This window comes from Trinickia sp. (assembly GCF_051953405.1).
In the GTDB taxonomy this organism is placed as follows: domain Bacteria; phylum Pseudomonadota; class Gammaproteobacteria; order Burkholderiales; family Burkholderiaceae; genus Trinickia.
Genome location: NZ_JBQCIV010000115.1, coordinates 24,789 through 43,497, shown reverse-complemented (window position 1 = coordinate 43,497; position 18,709 = coordinate 24,789). Strand labels below are relative to the sequence as shown.

22 protein-coding genes are annotated in these 18,709 nt (G+C 60.6%); 19 read left to right on the top strand and 3 right to left on the bottom strand.

Annotated elements, in window-relative coordinates; all coding sequences use genetic code 11:
* Nucleotides 1–17 precede the first annotated feature (17 nt).
* From ACTHN9_RS19825 to ACTHN9_RS19765, 13 genes are all read left to right on the top strand, one after another.
* On the top strand, nt 18–1,076 hold the full coding sequence (locus tag ACTHN9_RS19825) for a microcin C ABC transporter permease YejB (protein WP_440538478.1): 1,059 nt from the start codon (nt 18–20) through the stop codon (nt 1,074–1,076).
* A complete protein-coding gene (locus ACTHN9_RS19820; RefSeq protein ID WP_440538477.1) occupies nt 1,030–2,139 on the top strand; it encodes an ABC transporter permease in 1,110 nt (369 codons plus the stop codon). The genes ACTHN9_RS19825 and ACTHN9_RS19820 overlap by 47 nt, the downstream gene beginning before the upstream one ends.
* A complete protein-coding gene (locus tag ACTHN9_RS19815; protein WP_440538476.1) occupies nt 2,139–3,779 on the top strand; it encodes an ABC transporter ATP-binding protein in 1,641 nt (546 codons plus the stop codon). Before ACTHN9_RS19820 ends, ACTHN9_RS19815 begins: the two co-directional genes overlap by 1 nt.
* Complete coding sequence (locus ACTHN9_RS19810) at nt 3,776–5,212, top strand: TldD/PmbA family protein (RefSeq protein ID WP_440538475.1); 1,437 nt, start codon at nt 3,776–3,778, stop codon at nt 5,210–5,212. The genes ACTHN9_RS19815 and ACTHN9_RS19810 overlap by 4 nt, the downstream gene beginning before the upstream one ends.
* Nucleotides 5,212–6,546: a TldD/PmbA family protein gene (locus tag ACTHN9_RS19805; RefSeq protein WP_440538474.1), complete on the top strand. Its 1,335-nt coding sequence runs from the start codon at nt 5,212–5,214 to the stop codon at nt 6,544–6,546. The genes ACTHN9_RS19810 and ACTHN9_RS19805 overlap by 1 nt, the downstream gene beginning before the upstream one ends.
* Before the next feature lie 46 nt (nt 6,547–6,592).
* Nucleotides 6,593–9,757 carry a multidrug efflux RND transporter permease subunit gene (locus ACTHN9_RS19800; RefSeq protein ID WP_440538473.1) on the top strand — a complete coding sequence of 1,055 codons (3,165 nt, stop codon included), beginning with the start codon at nt 6,593–6,595 and terminating at the stop codon, nt 9,755–9,757.
* Between the two features lie 8 nt (nt 9,758–9,765).
* Nucleotides 9,766–10,368 (top strand): helix-turn-helix domain-containing protein, encoded by a 603-nt coding sequence (locus ACTHN9_RS19795; protein WP_440538472.1) that lies wholly within the window; start codon nt 9,766–9,768, stop codon nt 10,366–10,368.
* 122 nt (nt 10,369–10,490) lie between these two features.
* Nucleotides 10,491–10,736 (top strand): AbrB/MazE/SpoVT family DNA-binding domain-containing protein, encoded by a 246-nt coding sequence (locus ACTHN9_RS19790; RefSeq protein WP_440538471.1) that lies wholly within the window; start codon nt 10,491–10,493, stop codon nt 10,734–10,736.
* Nucleotides 10,733–11,131, top strand: coding sequence for a PIN domain-containing protein (locus ACTHN9_RS19785; protein ID WP_440538470.1), 399 nt, complete (start codon nt 10,733–10,735; stop codon nt 11,129–11,131). The genes ACTHN9_RS19790 and ACTHN9_RS19785 overlap by 4 nt, the downstream gene beginning before the upstream one ends.
* Before the next feature lie 284 nt (nt 11,132–11,415).
* The gene (locus ACTHN9_RS19780; RefSeq protein ID WP_440538469.1) at nt 11,416–11,610 is read left to right on the top strand and encodes a YqaE/Pmp3 family membrane protein; all 195 of its coding nucleotides are present in this window, start codon (nt 11,416–11,418) and stop codon (nt 11,608–11,610) included.
* A gap of 42 nt (nt 11,611–11,652) precedes the next feature.
* Complete coding sequence (locus ACTHN9_RS19775) at nt 11,653–12,393, top strand: DUF5677 domain-containing protein (RefSeq protein ID WP_440538468.1); 741 nt, start codon at nt 11,653–11,655, stop codon at nt 12,391–12,393.
* Nucleotides 12,394–12,521: 128 nt separating this feature from the next.
* Nucleotides 12,522–12,974 carry a hypothetical protein gene (locus ACTHN9_RS19770; protein ID WP_440538467.1) on the top strand — a complete coding sequence of 151 codons (453 nt, stop codon included), beginning with the start codon at nt 12,522–12,524 and terminating at the stop codon, nt 12,972–12,974.
* 290 nt (nt 12,975–13,264) lie between these two features.
* Complete coding sequence (locus ACTHN9_RS19765) at nt 13,265–13,693, top strand: hypothetical protein (RefSeq protein ID WP_440538466.1); 429 nt, start codon at nt 13,265–13,267, stop codon at nt 13,691–13,693.
* A gap of 116 nt (nt 13,694–13,809) precedes the next feature.
* Here ACTHN9_RS19765 and ACTHN9_RS19760 read toward each other — a convergent pair whose 3' ends face one another.
* A complete protein-coding gene (locus ACTHN9_RS19760) occupies nt 13,810–14,151 on the bottom strand; it encodes a hypothetical protein (RefSeq protein WP_440538465.1) in 342 nt (113 codons plus the stop codon).
* A gap of 419 nt (nt 14,152–14,570) precedes the next feature.
* Between ACTHN9_RS19760 and ACTHN9_RS19755 the strand changes: the two genes are divergently transcribed.
* The 6 genes from ACTHN9_RS19755 to ACTHN9_RS19730 all read left to right on the top strand — a co-directional run bounded on the left by ACTHN9_RS19755 (nt 14,571) and on the right by ACTHN9_RS19730 (nt 16,283).
* Nucleotides 14,571–14,765: a hypothetical protein gene (locus tag ACTHN9_RS19755; protein ID WP_440538464.1), complete on the top strand. Its 195-nt coding sequence runs from the start codon at nt 14,571–14,573 to the stop codon at nt 14,763–14,765.
* A gap of 20 nt (nt 14,766–14,785) precedes the next feature.
* Nucleotides 14,786–15,004 (top strand): hypothetical protein, encoded by a 219-nt coding sequence (locus ACTHN9_RS19750; protein WP_440538463.1) that lies wholly within the window; start codon nt 14,786–14,788, stop codon nt 15,002–15,004.
* 55 nt (nt 15,005–15,059) lie between these two features.
* Entirely contained in the window at nt 15,060–15,311 is a 252-nt protein-coding gene (locus ACTHN9_RS19745; RefSeq protein WP_440538462.1) for a hypothetical protein, read from the top strand.
* A gap of 44 nt (nt 15,312–15,355) precedes the next feature.
* On the top strand, nt 15,356–15,688 hold the full coding sequence (locus ACTHN9_RS19740; RefSeq protein ID WP_440538461.1) for a hypothetical protein: 333 nt from the start codon (nt 15,356–15,358) through the stop codon (nt 15,686–15,688).
* Between the two features lie 37 nt (nt 15,689–15,725).
* Nucleotides 15,726–15,944, top strand: coding sequence for a hypothetical protein (locus ACTHN9_RS19735; RefSeq protein ID WP_440538460.1), 219 nt, complete (start codon nt 15,726–15,728; stop codon nt 15,942–15,944).
* Between the two features lie 84 nt (nt 15,945–16,028).
* Nucleotides 16,029–16,283 carry an H-NS family nucleoid-associated regulatory protein gene (locus tag ACTHN9_RS19730; protein WP_440538459.1) on the top strand — a complete coding sequence of 85 codons (255 nt, stop codon included), beginning with the start codon at nt 16,029–16,031 and terminating at the stop codon, nt 16,281–16,283.
* Nucleotides 16,284–16,459: 176 nt separating this feature from the next.
* Here ACTHN9_RS19730 and ACTHN9_RS19725 read toward each other — a convergent pair whose 3' ends face one another.
* Nucleotides 16,460–16,807 (bottom strand): hypothetical protein, encoded by a 348-nt coding sequence (locus tag ACTHN9_RS19725; protein ID WP_440538458.1) that lies wholly within the window; start codon nt 16,805–16,807, stop codon nt 16,460–16,462.
* Nucleotides 16,808–17,020: 213 nt separating this feature from the next.
* Entirely contained in the window at nt 17,021–18,388 is a 1,368-nt protein-coding gene (locus ACTHN9_RS19720; RefSeq protein ID WP_440538457.1) for an MATE family efflux transporter, read from the bottom strand.
* Nucleotides 18,389–18,709 lie beyond the last annotated feature (321 nt).

Below are 18,709 nucleotides of genomic sequence, written 5' to 3'. Positions count from 1 at the left end.
GAACACTGAGGAGTCCTATGTTTGCTTACATTCTCAGGCGTTTGCTGCTGATGATTCCGACCTTGATCGGGGTTGTCTCGCTGACATTCGTCGTCACGCAATTCGTTCCCGGCGGCCCGGTGGAGCAGATGGTCACGCAGTTGCGGCATGGCCGGGCCAACCACGGCGGCGATGGCGGTGGAGGCGGGGGCGGCGGCTATCACGCGAGCCAAGGCGTCGATCCGCAGCAGATCGAGCAGATCAAGAAGCAGTTCGGCTTCGACAAGCCGCCGCTCACGCGCTACTTCTTGATGCTCGAGCATTACGCCACCTTCGATCTCGGCCAGTCGTACTTTCAGCATGAGAGCGTGTGGGGCGTGATCAAGGAGAAGCTGCCCGTTTCGATCTCGCTCGGGCTTTGGACGATCGTTCTGACGTATGCGGTCTCCGTTCCACTCGGGATTGCAAAGGCCGTCCGTAACGGATCTCGCTTCGATACGGTCACCAGCGTGTTGGTGCTGATCGGCTATGCGATCCCGGGCTTCGTGCTGGGCGTGCTGCTGTTGATGCTTTTCGGCGGCGGCACGTTCTGGGACGTGTTCCCGATGCGTGGGCTAACGTCCGATAATTTCGACGACCTGACCACCATCGGCAAGGTCCTCGATTATCTTTGGCACATGGTGCTGCCCGTCACGGCATCGGTGGTCGGCAATTTCGCCATCGTCACGATCCTCACGAAGAACACGTTTCTCGAGGAGATCGGCCGTCAATATGTGTTGACGGCTCGCGCGAAAGGCGCGCCCGAGCGCGACGTGCTCTGGAAGCACGTGCTGCGCAACGCGGCGATCCCTTTGCTCACGGGCCTGCCGGCCGCTTTCGTGGGTGCTTTTTTGAACGGCAACTTGCTGATCGAGACATTGTTCTCGCTCGACGGCATGGGCCAGCTTTCGTACGACTCGGTGATTCGCCGCGACTACCCCGTAGTGCTCGGCTCGCTGTTCCTGTTCACCTTGATCGGCCTCGTAACAAAACTGATTGCTGACGTCTGCTATGTCCTCGTCGACCCCCGCATCCAATTCGACCGCATGGACCGCTAAGCCGGCCCTCGTGCCGGTAGCGTCGATCTCGCCATGGCGGCGCACCTGGCTGCGCTTCAAAACGCAGCGGCTCGGTTATTGGAGCCTCGTGATCTTCGTGTCGCTCTTCGCGATCAGCTTGATCGGCGAAGTGCTGTGCAACGACAAGCCGCTCGTCGTTCGCTACGAAGGCCATTACTACTTTCCGATCGTGAAGGAGTACCCGGAGACGCAGTTCGGCGGCGATTTCCCCGCCAAGACGAACTACCTCGACCCGTATATCCGTTCGCATATCGAATCGAACGGCAATTTTGCGATCTATCCGCCGAACCATAACTACTACGACACGATCGATTATTTCGCCGTGCGGCCGTTTCCGGCCCCGCCGTCGTCGTCGAATTGGCTCGGCACCGATCAGTTCGGCCGCGACGTGCTGTCGCGGCTGCTGTACGGCTTCCGAGTATCGGTATTGATGGCGCTGGCGCTGACGATATCGGGCGTGTTCTTCGGCGTGCTCACGGGCGCACTGCAGGGTTTCTACGGCGGCAAGACGGACCTGATCGGGCAGCGGCTCATCGAAATTTGGAGTTCGATGCCCGATCTGTATCTGCTGATCATCTTCGCGTCGATCTTCGAGCCGACGCTGTGGCTGCTGTTTATCTTGCTGTCGATGTTCGGTTGGCTCGTGTTGTCCGATTACGTGCGCGCCGAATTTCTGCGCAACCGCTCGCTCGATTACGTGAAGGCGGCGAGAACGATGGGGCTCTCCAACTGGCAGATCATTTGGCGCCACGTGCTGCCGAACAGTTTGACGCCCGTGATTACGTTCTTGCCGTTTCGCATGAGCGCGGCGATTCTCTCGCTCACCAGCTTGGACTTCCTCGGTTTGGGCGTACCGCCCCCCACGCCGAGCTTGGGTGAGCTTTTGCAGGAGGGCAAGAACAACCTCGACGCCTGGTGGATTTCGGTGTCGGCGTTCGCCGCACTCGTCGTCACGCTGCTCTTGCTGACCTTCATGGGCGATGCATTGCGTAACGCGCTCGACACGCGCAATCGCGGCTCGGCGTTCGGAGGAGCGAAGTGATGAAAACGAATCCTTTGCTGAGCATCGAAAATCTTTCGATCAGTTTCGGCGCGAAGCAGTGCGTTCAGGAATTGAACTTGGCGATCGCGCGCGGCGAGCGCGTGGCGCTCGTCGGCGAATCGGGATCGGGCAAGAGTTTGACCGCGCTGTCGATCTTGGGTCTGCTGGACCGCCACGCGACGGTGTCGGGTCGCATCGTGTTCGAAGGCGAGGATTTGCTGGCCAAGACGGAGCAGCAAATGCGCGGCATTCGCGGCGCCGATATCGCGATGGTGTTCCAGGAGCCGATGACGGCGCTCAATCCGCTCTATACGGTGGGCAAGCAAATCTCGGAAAGCTTGCGCTTGCACGAGGGCTTGCGGCCGAACGCGGCGCGCGCACGCGGCATCGAACTGCTGCGCCGTACCGGCATTCCCGAACCGGAGCGCCGTATCGATAGCTTCCCGCATCAGTTGTCGGGCGGACAGCGTCAGCGCGCGATGATCGCGATGGCGCTCGCGTGCCGGCCGAGGCTGCTGCTGGCGGACGAGCCTACCACGGCACTCGACGTGACCGTCCGTCAACAGATCGTCGATTTGCTGATCGGGCTGCAGGAACAGGAGGCCGCCGAGCGCGGCATGGCGGTGCTGTTGATCACGCACGACCTGAATCTCGTACGACGGTTCGCGCAGCGCGTGGCCGTGATGGAAAAGGGCGTGCTTGTGGAAACGAACGCCACCGATGCGTTGTTCGCCAATCCGCAGCACCCCTATACGAAACGCTTGCTCGATAGCGAGCCGCGCCGATGCGTCGAACCGGTACCGGCCGATTCGAAGCATGTCCTTGAAATCGCGGGCCTAGCCGTCGATTATCGGACGAGTGCGAAGGGCCTGCGCGGCTTGTTCGGCAGCGCGAAGTTTCGTGCGCTCCAGGATGTGGACCTGACTTTGCGACGCGGCGAAACGCTCGGTATCGTCGGCGAATCGGGTTCGGGCAAATCGACCTTGGCTTCGACGGTGCTGGGCCTGCAGCGCGCGGCGTCGGGCGACATCCGCATCGGCGGCCGCCCGCTCGCGAGCTATCGTTCGTCTAGCGCCCAATGGTGCGCGCTGTGCGCCCGGATGCAGGTGGTGTTTCAGGATCCGTTCGGCTCGTTGTCGCCGCGCATGACGGTCGAGCAGATCGTCGGCGAAGGTCTGCGTGTGCATAAACCCAATCTTAGCGAGCCAGCGCGAAGCGATCGCGTCGCGCAGCTGCTCGAGGAAGTCGGGCTCCCGGCGGACGCACTGCTGCGCTATCCGCACGAGTTTTCCGGCGGACAGCGGCAGCGGATCGCGATTGCGCGGGCCCTGGCCGTCGAGCCCGAGCTGCTGGTGCTCGACGAACCGACGAGCGCGCTCGATGTCTCCGTGCAACAACAAGTGTTGGCGCTGCTCACGCGCCTGCAAAAGAAGTACGGCCTCAGCTACCTGTTCATTACGCATGACTTGGCGGTCATGCGGGCGATGGCGCATCGCGTCGTCGTGATGAAGTCGGGCCGCATCGTGGAGTCGGGCGATACGCTCGACGTGCTGCGCTCGCCCACGCACCCTTACACGCAATCGCTGCTCGCGGCGTCGATGCAGATGCCCGAAGCGGATGCCAACGAGGCTATCGCATGATCGACGAACAGTGGGCGCGCTCGGCGGCCGCCCTGAAAAGCGACGCGCAGTTTTGGTCGCTCCGGATCGCAGACGACCGCACGGACGAGCACACCGTGCGCAACGACGTGGTGCAACCGTTCGCGACCATCCGTGATCGCGGCGCGTTGCTGACGGCATGGTGCGGCGCCGGCGCGGGCTATGCGGCGACGGCCGATTTGTCGACGGCAGGCCTGCAGGCCGCGCTCGATCTTGCTGGCGCGCGTGCGCGCGCATCGGCGGGCGTGACGCTGATCGACCACCGCAGCGCGCCCCGGCCTACCGCGAGCGGCACCTACCGTTCGCCGAATGCGGAAACCGCGCTGCCGACGCGGGGAGAATGGATCGATCGCTTAGCCGCCGAGTGCGCGGCCGCGGCGATCGATGCGCGGATTGTCGAGCGCACCGCCGGCATGCGCGTGGCGCATAGCGATCAACTTTACGTGACGAGCGACGGCGTGCGCATCGAGCAGCGGTTTCGCTACTTGATGCCGCAAATGACGGTCGTGGCGCACGCGAACGGCGATACGCAGGTGCGTACGCTCGGCGGCTTCCAGGCGCTGCTCGCGCAAGGCGCCATGGAAATTCTCGCGCGCTACCGCTTCGACGGTTCTGGCGTGGCCGTGGCCGACGAAGCGCTGCAATTGCTTGCCGCGCCGAATTGTCCATCGGGTGTGCGCGATCTGCTGTTGATGCCCGATCAGATGATGTTGCAGATTCACGAGTCGATCGGTCATCCGCTGGAACTCGACCGCATTCTGGGCGACGAGCGCAACTTCGCCGGTTCGAGCTTCGTGACGCCCGATATGTTCGGCACCTATCGCTATGGATCGGCGCTGCTCAACGTGACGTTCGACCCCTCGCTGCCGGAGCAGGCTGCCTCCTATGCCTTCGACGATGAAGGGGCGCCCGCCAGCAAGCAGTACCTGATTCGCAACGGGGTGCTCGAACGGCCGCTCGGCGGGACGTTATCGCAACAGCGCGCGCAGCTAGCCGGCGTGGCCAATTCGCGTTCGTCGAACTGGAATCGCGCGCCGATCGATCGCATGGCGAACTTGAACATCGAACCCGGCGGCAGTTCGTTTTCGGATCTCATTGCGGGCATCGAGCGCGGCATCCTCATGCGCACGAACACGTCGTGGTCGATCGACGACCGCCGCAACAAATTTCAATTCGGTTGCGAGTTCGGTCAACTGATCGAAAACGGCCGATTGACGACGGTGGTGAAACAGCCGAACTATCGCGGCGTGTCCGCGAGTTTTTGGCGAAGCCTGAAAGCCGTCGGCAACGAGGCGACGCGCGAAGCGTATGGCACGCCGCTGTGCGGCAAGGGCGAGCCCGCGCAGGTTATCCACGTCGGGCACGCATCGCCGGCTTGCGTATTTGCCGACGTCGACGTATTCGGAGGAGCGTAATGGCGACATTCGATTGGCAGCGCCATTTCGACGCGCTTGCGCAAGGCGTGGAGCGGCTGCGCGCGGGCAGCGAAATCGCCCTGCTTTCGTTTTCCGCGGAGCACTCGGAGTTCATTCGCTTCAATCGGGGCAAAGTCCGGCAGATCGGCACCGTCTCGCAAGGCAAGCTGACACTGCGATTGATCGATGGGATGCGGCAGGCCTATTCGACGATGACGGTGGGCGGCCAATTGGATGCCGACATGCACGAGGCATCGGAAGCGCTTGCCGTGCTGCGCGCGAGCTTGCGGGAGGCTCCCGAAGATCCTCACCTTTTGTTCGGCCAGTCGCCATGGACGCAATCGACGCAGCGCTCGGGACGCTTGCCGGAACCGCAAGCGCTCGTGCGCACGGTGGCCGAATGCGCGCAGGGGCTCGATTTCGTCGGCTTTTACGCGGGCGGCACCATGGCGAGAGGCTTTGCTTCGTCCGTCGGTAGCCGGGGCTGGTACGAAGTGGACAACTTCAACTTCAGCTGGTCGCTTTACGACCGCAGCGGGCGAGCGATCAAGAGCGAATACGCGGGCGACGCTTGGGACGATGCGGTCTTTGCCCATAAGGTGGAGGAGGCGGCCGCGCGGCTGCCGATTCTCGGCCGCACACCGCGCGTGCTGATGCCGGGACGGTATCGCACGTATCTGACGGCGTCGGCATTGGGTTCGTTGATCGAGAGCGTCGCGTACGAAGGATTCTCCGCGCGTGGGCAAGCCACCTCGCGCAGTGTGCTTTACAAGCTGCATAAGGGCGAGGCGGTGTTCGATCCACGCGTGACGATCACCGAAGAGCTTGGCCTGGGGATTACGCCGGGTTTCAACGACGACGGCTACCTGCGCGAGAGCGTACCGCTCGTGACGAACGGCCGCGGTGCGCAGCGGCTGACCGATGCGCGCAGTGCGCGCGAGTACGGGTTGACGCCGAACGGTGCGCTCGCCGAGGAGCCGGCTTCATCGCTCGCGATGGAAGGCGGCGATTTGCGCGGGGAAGACGTCTTGTCCGCGCTCGATACCGGCCTTTACGTCGGCAATCTTTGGTACGTCAACTTCTCGGATCGCATGCATTGCCGAATGACGGGCATGACGCGCTTCGCCACCTTTTGGGTGGAGAACGGACGCATCGTGGCGCCGGTCGAAGCGATGCGCTTCGACGATAGTCTGTATCGCTTGCTCGGCGATCAACTCGAGCGGCTCGACGCGGAACCGGAATTGATGCTCAACGATTCGACTTGGGGCGAGCGCGCCACGGGCGGAATGACATTGCCGGGGGTGCTCGCGAAGTCGTTCGAATTGACGCTTTGAACCAACGATCGTCGCGCAGACAACAATAAGACATGAGGGTTGGCACTTGCCGTCATTTTTCATCGATCGTCCCGTTTTCGCCTGGATCGTCGCGCTCTCGATCATCATCGCGGGCGTGTTGGCGTTGCCGATGCTGCCCGTGGCGCAGTACCCGCGCCTCGCGCCGCCGCGCGTCGTGATCGCCGCGTTTTATCCGGGTGCATCGGCGGAAGAGGTCGATAGCAACGTCGCGAGCTTGATCGAGCAGAGCTTGGACGGCGCGGACGGTCTGCAGTACTACGAGACGACGAGCGATGCGCTGGGCGATCTGGAGATCGACGTCACGTTCGAGCCGGGCACGAACCCCGATTTGGCGATGGTCGACGTGCAAAATCGGTTGAAGCAGATCGAGTCGCGCTTACCGCAGCAGGTCGTGCAGCAAGGGATCAGCGTCTTTAAGGCGGCGAATACGTTCTTGATGCTGGTGACGCTCGTCTCGACGGACGGCACGCGCGATTCGACCGCGCTCAGCGATTACCTGAACCGCTTCTTGCTGCGCGAACTGAAGCGCACGCCGGGCGTCGGTTCGGCGCAGCTATGGGATGCCGATCGCGCGATGCGGGTCTGGCTCGATCCGATGAAGCTGCGCGAATACGGTCTTTCGCCCGCCGACGTCAATGCGGCGATTCAGTCGCAGAACGCCACGGTGACGGCCGGGGCGATCGGCGACGCGCCGGCGGTGGACGGCCAGGCGATCACGGCTTCGGTGAGCGTGCGCGGTCAGTTGCGCACGCCCGAGCAATTCGCGGCGATCGTGCTCAAAGCGCAGCCCGACGGTTCCGTGGTACGGCTCGGCGACGTGGCGCGTGTCGAGCTGGGGGCCGACGGCTATACGTTCTGGTCGCGCCTGAACGGCAAAACGGCCGCGACGGTCGGCATTCAGCTCGGGCCGCTCGGCAATGCGTTGGCGACTTCCAATGCGATTCACAAACGGATCGCCGAGTTGTCGAAGACGCTGCCGCCCGGCATTGCAGTCGAAATCCCCTTCGATGGTGCCCATTTCGTGAAAATCGCGATTAGCGAAGTGGTGCTGACGTTGCTCGAAGCGATCGTGCTTGTCTTTTGCGTCATGTGGCTGTTTTTGCGCGATTTGCGCTATACGCTCGTGCCGACGGTGGTCATTCCCGTGGCGCTGATGGGCGCATTCGCGGCGATGTACGTATTCGGCTTGTCGATCAACGTATTCACCCTGTTCGGGCTCGTGCTCGCGATCGGCATTCTGGTCGACGATGCGATCGTCGTCGTCGAGAACATCGAGCGGATCATGCGCGATGAAGGGCTTTCGCCGCGCGATGCCACGCGCAAGGCGATGGCTCAGATCGGCGGCGCCATCGTCGGCGTGACGGCGGTGCTGACCTCGGTGTTCGTGCCGATGGCGTTCTTCTCGGGCGGCGTGGGCGGTATCTATCGGCAGTTCTCCATCGCAATGATCGCCGCGATTCTCGTCTCGGCATTCATGGCGTTGTCGCTGGCGCCTGCGCTGTGCGCGAACTTGCTCAAAGTACCCGAAGACGATGCGCACGCGTCGGGTGGATTCACGGGGAAATTCCTGACGGGATTCGAGCGGGCGTCGGACGGCTATCGCGGCATGATTGCCCGGTTCATGCGCTCGCCCAAGCGGCTGTTCGCGATTCACCTCGCGTTGATCGGCGCGGGCGCGGTGATGTATGCGTCGTTGCCGGGGGGCTTTCTGCCGACGGAAGATCAGGGGCAGCTTCAGGTGATGGTGCAATTGCCGCCCGGCGCGTCGCAGCAGCGGACGTACGGCGTGGTTCGTGAAGTAGAAGACATCCTTCATCGACAAAGTGCGATTGCGAACGTGACGACCGTGATCGGTTGGAGTTTTTCCGGCAGCGGGCCGAACGTCGGGATGGCGTTCATCGATTTGAAGGATTGGTCGCATCGGAAGGTCGGTGCGTTGGCGCTGCGCGATACGCTCAATGACGCCTTCGAAAAAATTCGCGATGCCGACGTGGTCGCGCAATTGCCGCCTTCGGTGCCGGGCTTGGGCCATGCCGAAGGATTCACGTTCCACCTCGAAAACCGCGGCGGCATGAGCCGTGCGGATTTCGAAGCGGCGCGCGAACGTCTGCTCGATTTGGCGAAGAAGAGCCCGTTGCTCGCCGATGTGCATTCGGAGACGTTGCCGGATGCGCCGCGTGTCGTCCTCGAGATCGATCGCGCGAAAGCGTATGCCATGAACGTTTCGTTCGAGGCGATCCAAGCCACGCTTGCGAGTACGTTCGGGACGACCTACGTCAACGATTACCCGGCGGGAGGCCGGATGCTGCGGGTCCTGGTGGCGGCGGATTCGTCCGCGCGCATGACGGATGCCGATCTATTGAACCTGTCGGTGCCCAACGCGCTGGGCAAGATGGTGCCGTTTTCCGCATTCGCCTCGCTGCGATGGTCGCGCGGCCCGATCATGCTGGCGCGTTACAACGGCTATCCGTCGCTCGATATTACGGGGCGTGCGGCGGACGGGACCAGCTCGGGTGCGGCGATGGCCGAAATGGAGCGACACGCGGCGCAGTTGCCGCAGGGCACCGCGTACGATTGGGCGGATGCCGCGCTTGCCGAAACGCAAGCCGCGCGTCAAACGCCGCTGCTGATCGGCTTGTCGCTGCTGGCGGTTTTCATGGCGCTCGCGGCGCTCTACGAAAGCTGGGCGATTCCGCTGTCGGTACTGATCGTCGTGCCGCTCGGCATGATCGGCGCGGTGGCGGCCATGCATCTACGCGGCTTGCCGAACGACATCTACTTCAAGATCGGGTTGGTGACGGTGATCGGCTTGGCCGGCAAGAATGCCATCTTGATCGTGCAGTTCGCGCGCGATGCGCAGGCGCGCGGCGTGCCGCTTGTCGATTCCATCGTGCAGGCGTGCGCGATGCGTTTCCGTCCGATCGTCATGACTTCGGCTGCGTTCTTGTTGGGCGTGGTGCCGTTGGTATTCTCGAGCGGGGGCGGTGCCGAAAGCCGTCATTCGATCGGCACGGGCGTGTTCGGAGGGGTGATTGCGGCGACGGTGCTGGGGCTCGTTTTCACGCCGATTGCCTTTTATATCGTGATGCGGGCGACGGGCAACCGTGGGCGTCCCGGTGCGACGCCGCCGGGCAGAGTGGGCGACGCGGCGGGAGAACGGCTGCCTGATCCGGAAACGGAGCCCTCGTGAAAGACCGCATGACGCGACACCGAAAAACTTATGAACGAGGCGCGTGGTTGGAGGACGAGCGGCCGAGTTCGACGGTGCTCGGGCCGAAGATTCGCTCGCTGCGGCAGCATTTATCGTTGACGCTCGACGAAGTGGCCACGAGTGCGGGTATTTCGACGCCGTTTCTGTCGCAGGTCGAGCGCGGTCTTGCTCGGCCTTCGGTGGCGACGTTGATGGCGATTGCGCGTGTGCTCGGCGTCAAGATCCAGTATCTGCTCGACGCGCCGCGCGAAGAGCGATATGTGGCGCGTGGGGATCGATTGACGTTCTTCGGCTTCGCGGGTGCGGACAACCGGTTTGCGCGTTTGACGCAGATCACCGAGAGCGGGCAGATGGAGGCGCTGCTCGTGCGCATTCCCGCGGGACAGCAACTCGATGAAATCACGGCGCGAGCGGGGGAGCAGTTCTGGTACGTGCTGTCCGGGACGGTGACGCTGACGCTGGAAGGGAAGACGTATGTGTTCGGCGAAGGCGATTCGGCGCACTACGATTCGACCGATGCGCACCATTGGCAAAATACCGGGGAGCGCGATGCGTTGTTGATGTGGGTGGGGACGCCGAGTTTGTTGTAGGGGGTCTGGAATTGCCGTGTGCGAGCCAATGTCGCTAGTCTCGGACGGTGCGGCGCGTCCATGGTCTGCCCTTGCATTTCTGATTGCCTTACCTTAAAGTAAGGAATTATGGAGGTGTCACGATGACAGCTGCAACCATCACTTCAAAGGGCCAGGTCACCATTCCGGTAGACGTGCGTAATCAACTTGGCCTCGAGTCCGGCGACCGAATCGAATTCAGCTTCAACGAGGCGACGGGCCGGTATGAGCTTTATCCGGCCACGCGCTCGCTCGCGTCGCTCAAGGGCATCGTGAAGAAGCCCGCGAAACCGGTGTCGATCGAGGACATGAACCAGGCCATCGCCGAGCAGGGGGCATCTGCGCGATGATCGGACTGGATACGAACGTGTTGGTCCGCTATTTTGCGCAGGACGACGCCGTGCAGTCGAAAAAGGCGACCGCGCTGATGGAATCCCTGTCGGCCGAACGGCCGGGATATGTTTCGCAGGCCGCGCTGATCGAAGTCGTGTGGGTGCTCGGGCGCTGTTACGGCGTTGAACGCGAGCAGATGAAGGACATCATCGATTCGATGATCGCCACGAAGGAGCTGGTGGTTGAAGCTGCTGACACGGTTCGAAAGGCGCTTCGTGTTTTCGTGGCGTCTGCGAAGGCCGATTTCGCAGACTGCCTGATCGAGCGATCAGGGTATGTAGCCGAGTGCGAGTACACCGCAACGTTCGACGTGGCGGCTTCGAAGGTCGCAGGGATGCAGTTGATTAAGTAATCACGGCACAAGCCGATAAACGGGAAAACCCAGTCTCGCGGCCGTTAAACGTCTTATGGATAGCGATCCCGTAACGTTAGGTTAGCCTCCGTCGTGCGCGGAGTCATTTCATGGAAAGAGGCAAAGGGCCCTATCAGAATTGACAGTTGTGCGGTGGTGGCTTCCGGGCAGGATTTCGGGATTAGAGAAGCGGGCCATCGCCGAAGCGGGGAAAATTTCGGTGTGTCTCGCCGTACCGGCCGGTTGCCGGTATCAAGACAACGTTAAACCGCACGAGGACCAAAATGCGTCTTTTGCTTGCCCTGATCGTGCCGTGGCTGCAGTTCTTCACGATTGGCCGCCCGTTCTCGGGAATCATCTGCCTGCTGCTTCAGATCACTATCATCGGCTGGATTCCGGCTGCGATTTGGTCTGTCTACGCGCTGAGCCAGTACAAGACGGACAAGAAGATCGAGCGCGCTCTCGCGAACCGCGCCTGACTTCGGAAAACAGTAAGGGCACATCGAACGAAAGGACGTCCTATGACAAGGCCGGAACCGGTCCGGGGCGCTGCCGCCGTGACGCTCGGAAATTTTGAAAAACTGATCGCACGCGCGAACGTCGAGGACTCTGGCGAAGCGCGCATCGGCGCTTGCCTTATCTTGACGATCTTCGAACAGTTCCGCGCGGCGATGTGCCTTATAGACGCCGGACACGCGAGCCACGCGGCGGGACCGATTCGCTCGATGCTTGAGGGCGTTGCAGACCTGATGAACTTGTCCGCGAGCGCTGACTACCTCGATCAGTTGCGTTGGGAGAACGCACGTGCCAACGTCGCGATGTTTAACGACATTCTGACGCTCGACAATGCGCCGGAAGAGATGACGCGGACAGTTGGTGAGTGGAAGGCACGAGACGAACCGGTGCGGGACGAACTTGCAAAGACTGGGCGAGAACGGATTCAGCTTGAGCAAAAGCTCAAGGATGTCGGCCTTGGCGGCATGTATTTACACTATCGAATTCTTTGTGCGTTTGTCCATCCGAACCTGACGAGCCTAATTTCGCGTCACGCGGGCCGCGAACGGATGACGGAACTCGAATACCTTCGCCTGTTTGATCGCCCCGTCTATCGGATGCTCGTGATGATGGCATTTGATCTGCTGGTGCGTGCTGGGTCAGAACTGCACTGCTTCACAGATATTGACGAAGGCGAAGTCAACACCGTCGCCGAAGAGGCGAAACGCCTTTGGGAAGCCGCCGAAGCGGAAAGCATCGAGGTCTGATTATGAAGACGCGTACAGGCAAGTTCGCTTCTGGACTGGGTGTCATCGCCCTCGGCAGCGGTGGCGTCGGCATTGTCGGTACCCTTTGGTTCGTTTGGCACCGACACCACGGAAAATAGAGCGATACCATGAACGAAGTTCTGGCCTTCGACTGGGGTACGACGATCGTGGGCGTCTTGGACGTCCACACTGAGATCTATACGGCGTATCGTGGCGCAGCGAAAATGATCGAGGGTGCGAAGCGCGTCCTGTCTGCGGAGGGGACCATCGTCAGTTTCAATGGAACCGCATGTGACTTGCCAAGGCTCTTCGACCTGCTTCAGTTGTGCGAGACTGAAACGATCAAATCGACGCACGACGACATGTTGATAATCACCTCCAACATTCGGTGGCCGCCCGACCCGGGCACAGACCCGATAAACGGACCGGGCTTAGATGCGACGTACGCCTACTACATCGGCGACGAAGTACCAACCGTGCCTCGCGGTGTGACAGACGAGTGCGAGGCGGATAACTGGCACGATTGCTACATGGCCGCAGCGCTCTGGAAGAAATGGAAGCGCGGCGAACTCGCGCGGTGAATCGGAAAACGGTAACAATGAGAACCGCCGCATACATCGTTGCGCTCGTTGTGGTGACCGCTTGTGGGTGCAGCCAGCATCAAGCGTCCGACGACTCCAAAGAGTCACAGTTGTCGGCCGCTCGTGCCGCGAACGAACAGATTCAGATGGCGACCGCAGAGAGCAAATGTGGCGACTCAGAAGGGCCGCAAGGCTTGTGTACGCGCTTGAAGCAAGCGCAGGCAGACGTTGACAACACGATATATCGCATAAATGGCGGTCACGAATAAGCGGAGCGGAAAACAGACAGCATGGAAAATCGGATTATTGAGAGGCGTCAGCTGATGTTCGTGCGAGCAACGCTCGTTCTGATGAGCGCGGCTATCACCCCGTGGGCAGCTGGGCAGACCCACTCCCCGCCCCTCTCGATCCGTGTTGATGCATGCAGTCGAGTCGGTAAAGTCGTCAATTGGATCTACCAGCAACGCAATGCCGGTACGGACCGAAGCGCGACCGATAACGCCATTCTAAATATGAACGTCAGCACAGTGCTTGGGCCTCAGATCGCGTCAATCACCGACGAGCAGAGTAGAGAGAGTCTGAGAAAAATCATCCTCCAATCGGTTGCGCAGGCGTATTCGCACCCTCCCGGTACACGAACGCCCGGCGAGGGAGAGGCGCTGTATTTTCAGGGCTGCGTTCAAGGCGCCGCGGCGGATGACCAGACCAAAAACAGGTAGGAAAACGGCCGAGGCGGCTGCGAAAGCCAAGCCCCGCGGTCGCTCGATCAAAGGAGAACTCGTTGAAGAAAGGTTCTGTACTCTGTCTATCAGTCTTGGCAGGCGCCGTATGTTCGCTAACGGGGTGCGCCAACGTCCCGTCGGATCCCAATACGCTTGCGGATTTGCAAGGCTCGTACGACGTCGTTGACCAGTTTTCGTACAAGTTCACGCATGCGACCCGCATCGACGTCCGCTTCCTGACCGCCGACGGGCAGGGCAAGACTCCAGCGGTTCTCGTAATCCATGATGGCAAGAAAGAGCAGGAATACGTTTTGGACGATTGTGGCTATCCGGGCGATCGTATTGCGCACAACTTCGCTAGCAGTGATGCGCCTCACGCCTCGGAGGTAGTCCGTTGCGTTAGCAGAGGACGAAGCCGCCCGACGCTCTTCCTGATCCGAAGTCTTGACGGGCATAGGCTCGTTTTTCATCCGGACGGGGGACTCATTTCGGCGCTTGTCAATCGGCCCCTCTATTCGGATACCGGGCTCATGGCGCTGATCAACTGGGCGCCCACGACATCGTCAGGTTTCGTCCTGAGACGCGCGGATCACTAGAGTAACGGACCGTCGTGATGCGTGGGAAAACACGGCGTGAACTCCTTGACCGGGGGACGACGATGAAGGTTATGCAGACGCTCGGGCGGCATAGCAATAGGCAGGAAGGTATCTTTCAATATCGACGCACCGGTCAAGGTGTGCGCATCGACACGTCAATCGGACGCGCAAGCAGCAGCGGGAATTTCATGCTGACGCATGAGGAGTGGATTGCAATCCTCAACGCCATCAAGAAGAGTAGCAAGAAGGGCCTATTCCGAATCACGCGGAGCAAGAGCGTGAATCCCCCGAAAGAATCGCTCTACGAAGCGATCTCGAACGCGGTCCCCAAGCCCTCCGATGGGTGGACGTGGACCGACTCTCTGAGAGCGTGCGTGGTGGCGATTCTCGAGCACGAGGGAAGCATAGATCTGTATCACGGGACGTTGGGTGGAGGACATACTTCGTTGATTTGCCTAAAACGTAACTATTGAGTCGGAAAACGGAGAGGGAAATGGTTGAATCCGGGAAGAAGTGGCGCAAGGGCCTCTACGACAGCGCAGAGGACATGATGCGCGACGTGGTGACTGCGCAAGGTCGCCCTCCTCGCCGCTTTGTGCTGATCGACCGGCATGCGGTTGTACCTGTCGGTGAGCCGATACCGGGCATCGCGCCTGAAGAACAATCTGCTGCTGCTGCCAGGTTGGAGATTGATGCAGCGATGATGAAGTAGGACGGAAAACACGCCGGCGTTGCCGGTATCGCCACGTCTTTCAAGGAAGCCAAACATGCCAACGTCGTTTAGCCTGACCTACGAACAGATCACCGCCTGCGCCGAGCGCCAGATGGCCCTATACTCCGAGACGGCCGCGGTGCTCACGGCGGCCGTACCGCAGGCCGCCGGCGTTGACATCGCGATAGCCAAGACCGAGCGGGCAGCGGTGTACTTAGTGTGGGAGCAACTGGTCCTTGAAATGAGCGCTACTAGCCATGCCGCTTACGAGGCCGACAAGGCACGATTTCTCTCCCTGTTCCAGTAGCGAGAGGTGCAGGTAAACACCGCGAAAACACGAACGTGAGAAGCATGAAGGACCACATTTTTTCTCGGGCAGCTAGCGGCAATGAGCGGCTGTACAAAGTCTTCTGGGTTCTCTGGATGCCGTTCCTGCTTTTGACGATGATTGCTCGAAAATTTGCTGTGGGCGCGCCATCGGACGGCGTCGATCGGTCCTCCGTGTGGCCGGAGTACGTTGGTCTCATCGCATTTGGAATAGCCGCAGCATGGTTGCTGATTGCAATGTGGAGGTGCGCGCCCAACGTCAGACTGCGTATCTGGTTCTGGTTGAGCCGCGTCTACGTTGTTATCCAGTTCCTTGGCTTGCTGCAAGCCGCGTTGATGCTTGCGCGCGTGTCGTGAGGCGAATCGATAGGAAAACGGGTAAAAGGATTAGAGAATGTCACAGACCTACGGAAGCCAGGTCTTCGGCCCTGCGTATAACGTCGTCGTGCCGGTAGTAATGGCTGCCGCGTTCATCTACTTTGGGGTGCGAGCGCGGGGTATGACGCCGAACAAACGAGCGAAGATGCCACTCATCATCGGCAACTGGAAGGCTTGCTTCGTTTTCGCGGTGATCTCGATGTTGTTCGCGATCGCCAAGTGCCTTCACGGGTAGGACTCGAAAAACACGACTATGGTGAAAGGAAGAATCGCAGACGACGAGGCGCGCGCACGCCTCATCCGATGGATCCGTCGTCGCATGGAGGAGTTCGGCATCACGCCGGAAGCGCTTGCGGAATCAATCGAGCAGGACTTGGCGCACCAGGCACGCTTTCGCGACCATCGGGGCAATGAGTGGAACGGGCAAGGAGAGATGCCCACTTGGTTACGAGCAGCCAGCAATGCCGGGGTTGACCCCGACTTCTTCCGCATTACGCCGAAGCCGGAAGAGGCGACCGTCACTGCCAACAAAGACCCACGGCAGTTGGACTTCTTCGCCAAACCATCGCTTTAGGAAGGAAGACGTCCGCATCATCGCTGCGCCGAGGCGCGTTATCCACAGATTCTGTTGATAAAGCTGTGGGTTCGTGCTTTGGAGACGAAGCAAGTCATTGTTGGAAAAGCAGTTTCGCCAGATTGTCACGGCTATAGCGCCGGCGTGAAGCAATTTGCCGGCGCGCAGATTTGGGGTTACTGCTTGCGGCGCGGTTTCAGTGGGCGATAATGCTCACTGTCGTACGCGGTCGTGACCGTGTAGCCATCGCGTTTGCGGATTTTGAGGAAGAACAGCACGGGAGAGAAGCCGGGCTCCCCGCCGCAAGCTTCCGTGTGGTTCTCCCGCACGCGCACGAGGAAATGACGTCCCTTGTCCGCGGTATCGAACCGCAGGCATTCCGTTTTGTTCTTTGACAAGTGATAGTCGCGCGTGATGTCGGCCGCCGTGGTGGCTGCTTCATCGCCGGTTAGAACGGCTTTTCCTCCGGCCCAGGCGTGGCAACTGGCGAGCAGCGCCGCGACGGCGATCGCACGGCGCATCATTGATGGGCCGCCTTGGCGTCGTATTGATCGAGCTTGTGAGCCCGGATGATGCTGCTGAGCTTGTGCGCATAGATCGGGTCTGTCGCGTAACCGTTGCGCGCGAGCGCGACGGCGAATTGGGCGCTACTGGGGTGCAGAAAGCAGGTGCGAAAGCGCTTACTGATTCCTCCGACGGCGTTGTCATTTGAGTTGCAGATGGGGGGGCAGTAGTCTCTAGCGGCTGAGTGTCCCGCGGCACATTGCGCCTATGGCGACAGCAGCGGCAAGCGATCCGATCGCGACAATGAACCAGAGCGCTGCTAGCGGGGCACTGTTCACGAACATGGCGGCGACTAGCAGCGGCCCTTCCAGCAAGACATGTGCGACAACAGCGGCAAAGAAGACGGGCCAGTTCCTTCCAAGCCCCTCGTAGACACCGCTATAGACGAGGAAGCAGCAATTCGCCGTGCTGACCAGCACCATAAACCACAGATAAGTTTTGGCCGCTTCGGCCGATACGTTACTGCCGGTGAAAGTATTGATTAGTGGGGTGGCGAACGACGCCAATGCAACGGAGATCAAACCTGCGACGACTACAGCCCCTACGAGAAAGTTTGGTAAGGCTGATTTGATGATCGCCGTTTCGCCGGCGCCGACGAACCGGCCGACAGTGATCGATACCCCCGCCGCAACGCCAAAATTCACCATATAGACAAATCCGAACAACCGGTTGGCGATGCTGAGCCCGTCGCTAACAGCAGCGGAATGATGTGCCACAATCGCGACGATTGCAGCCTGTTCGAGATTGGCGATGAGCATTACGCCACCTACCGGCAGACCAATGAGAATCAGGTCGGCTATCGTCGTCTTGCTGATCTTGGGCCCGCCACATTGGCGGATCGCTGCGCCATATTTTCCGTGGAGCAATGCCAGCAGGGCGGCCACCAGTACGATGGCCTGCGCGAGGATCGTGGCCCAAGCCGCACCGGAAATACCCAACGCGGGCAGTCCTAGATAGCCGAAGGTCAATGCCGGTACAAGGCAAAAATTGAGCAAGAAGGCGACGATCGAGAAGGTGGCGCCGAGCGCAGCTTGGCCACTAATGCGCATCGCCGTCATCATCGTTGAATAGGTTGGAACGATGATCAGGGACGGCCAAATAACGCGTGCGTAGCTGATCGTATACCCTCTAATGGACCCATCCTGTAACCAGTTCAGCCCATAGTGTACGTAGACGATGAACGCCGTGACGAAAAGCAGTCCAATCACGAACTTGAGGGCGACAATAGACCAGAAAAGTCGACCGAACTCGCGCGGTGTTTCTCGTCCGTCTACTTGCGACAGCAGGGCCACTGAGCTAACGCCAACGATTTCGTTGAGGGCCATCACCACATAGATAATCGCGGTAATCAGAGCAAGCGCCGTCGCGGCCCCTGTGCCGAGCCGTGCGACCCAGAAAGTGTCGACCAGTTGAAACGAATAGTCGACAGCGTAGCTGACCGCGGAGAAAAGCCCGACGTATGCGGCGTCCCGCTGAAAGCGCCCCCGCAGAGCGCGGCCCCGTAAAGTGCTAAGTGGTGAGGTAAAGTCGGGGGCGCTCATTGGAACGTTTCGATCACGGGAATGAATTTGCTGAAGCCACGATAATCCGCATCGCTCGGAAAACCTGTGTGGAATGCGGGCCCCTGCGGATTTAGCCGGCCTTGGATTCAGCAAGCGGCGTCACATTCGAGGCGCGCTCATTCTTATTAAACAAAAACTTATTTCATACCTGTCGCCCATGCTAGGTGGAAGACGGCTCGGCTTTCGGGTACGAAGCTGCTTCGGGTTCGACGGACACGTGTGCACGTCAAGCGCAAGCTGCACCGGATCTTTCGACCGCCGCGTCCGATCGGGTCGCTCGATATCCGCGAGCGAGATGCA